General features: G+C 46.7%; 1 protein-coding gene. It reads right to left on the reverse strand.

Going from position 1 to position 2,219, the window contains the following annotated elements; translation table 11 throughout:
• Positions 1-316 precede the first annotated feature (316 nt).
• The gene (locus LZ23_RS21125; protein WP_045217448.1) at positions 317-1,528 is read right to left on the reverse strand and encodes a class I SAM-dependent methyltransferase; all 1,212 of its coding nucleotides are present in this window, start codon (positions 1,526-1,528) and stop codon (positions 317-319) included.
• Positions 1,529-2,219 lie beyond the last annotated feature (691 nt).

Genomic DNA, 2,219 nt, shown 5'->3' on the forward strand with positions numbered 1-2,219 from the left:
GTTCTTCAAGGTGGAGGCGGCTTCCAGCCGCCTGGAATTAAATAGCCTGCAGGATGCAGGCTCCACTTTAAAGACAGTTACTCGCATGTTCGGTCCCGGGCAGCCCTGGTGAGGAGCTTCTTAAGAAGTGGCTGGAGCCACAAAAATGAGGTGTTCCCTGGCTGGAGCCTGGGAACAAGGAAAAGCCTGGATTCCAGCTTTCGTTGGAATGACGATAAAGAGTAATAGCTTGCTTTAACCGTCACCCCGGTCCCGGATCGAGTCCGGGATGACGGATCCGGAGGCCAGTTTTTTTCAAGTTACCCCTAAGCTCTAATTATGTTACATGTTTTTTAATACCTGTCACAACATAAACAGGATCACTGATCCAGGTCTGTTCTGTATGGGGATCATCTTCAGGTCTCCACCAGTTGCGAATGCTTATGGTTTTTATATCTCCTACAGCACCGGTATCAAGCATCAAGTCCTGCACAAGTCCCAGCCGCTCAAACTCGTGCAGTTCCTGCCAAAGATGTGTTACTTTGGGAGGAAACCAGCGATTACTGAATCCAATGCAGAATGTACCGCCCGGTGCAAGCACCCTGACGGCTTCTCTTGCAACCTGATAAGGATCAGTCAAGTATTCTACCGAAAGGCTGCACAATACCGCATCAAAAACTGCGTCTTCAAAATGCAGAAACGGCTTTTTGTTTAAATCATGGATTACATGAGACGTAAGTCTGGGATTTGCCTCCATTTCCTGACTGTTAAGACCCAGTCCGGTAACACTGAGGTCAATCTCAAGAGGCAGATGTGAATGTACGCTGCTCATCAAGTCCAGCACTTTCATCCCTGGCCGGATGTGCCGGGCATACTCACGGGCGAGAAACTCCATGGCCTGCGCGTCAATGTGATTGACCATCCTTGGGGCATGGTAAAAAAAGGCATCATCAGAATCATCGACCCTGGAAAATCCTGACCTGATAAAATCAGTTGGTCCATGGGACATCCGAGCCTGCATTCCTGGTCCTGTGTCCAGAATTTCTTCAGCCCAGTGAGAGAGCCTGCCCCCTGTCTCACTTCTATTGGGAGCGTAGTTTTCTACTGTGGCGCTGATGGTCAAATGATAATCAGTTAAAGGGTGGGAGCAGTCAACTGTAAGTTCATTTTGATTAACATTAATAATTCTGCAGGGCCGGCTGTCCTGCGGAAAAAAATGAACTCCTCCCAGCAGGCCTCGGGGATAGAAACGCCCTGGAGAGGGTTCCAGCGGTTTGCCAAGAAACTTTTTGCGTATAAAATGATTAAGATTAGTTTTGATGGTATCACTATTAGATCTGGCAGGTACTGCCTGACCGGGGGGATATTCTTTAGTAACCTGCCCGGAGTTGGACTCATCCAGAAGAGCTTCCTTGAGACCAGGGGGGAATATATCTCGCCAAAGATTCACTTTGCGCGCAAGATATTTTTCAGTGTGCTCGGCTTGCGAACTTTTCCAGTTAACCTCAAAATTGATGGTAGCTAAACAATTAATGTCTAATTTTGTCATTTCCTCCTACTTTGCTCACCCTGAATTGGGTTCTAATAGTTAATAGTTGATTGTTAATTGTTAATTGTTAATTGTTAATTGTTAATTGGTAGTAGCTCTTCACCCGGACGGACCTGGACCGAACCTGTGAGTAACTGTCTTTAAAGTGGAGCCTGCATCCTGCAGCCTATTTAATTCCAGGCGGCTAGAAGCCGCCTCCACATTGAAGAACAGGCCCTTACACCCCTCGTTCCCAGGCTCCAGCCTGGGGACGTCTTACTCTTGCGGCTCCAGCCGCTTCTTCAAAATGTGGCTGGAGCCACAAAAAAAGAGGTGTAATAGCCTTAACGCGTTTGGGATTGCCGCGCTCGAAGACTCGCTCGCAATGACACCTGAGCTGTCAGGGATGTGGTTGCTCAAAACCTGTCACCCACAAGTGAGCCTAAGCGACCGAAACAATCTGTATGGTAAAACCATAATGCTCTGAATTTATTACTAATTTAGTTTTAGTTACTTATAAATTGATTGTTAATTGTTGAAGAACAAAAGCCTGAATTCACTACCTTACCCCGATAACAAATAACAGATAACAGAGTTGTAAACACAGCCAGCATCAGAATATAATGACACAGACTAAAGTGACATTGTCAATGCCTCCAGCCTTCAGCCTCCAGCCTTTATTCTTCAGTCTTCAGCCTTCAGCCTTCAGCCT

It is taken from the genome of Desulfonatronovibrio magnus (genome assembly GCF_000934755.1).
GTDB classification, from domain to species: domain Bacteria; phylum Desulfobacterota; class Desulfovibrionia; order Desulfovibrionales; family Desulfonatronovibrionaceae; genus Desulfonatronovibrio; species Desulfonatronovibrio magnus.

What these genes read in the sequence shown, in the direction of transcription:
- LZ23_RS21125 (WP_045217448.1), bottom strand. Translation starts at nt 1,528, where the DNA reads ATGACAAAATTAGACATTAATTGTTTAGCTACCATCAATTTTGAGGTT.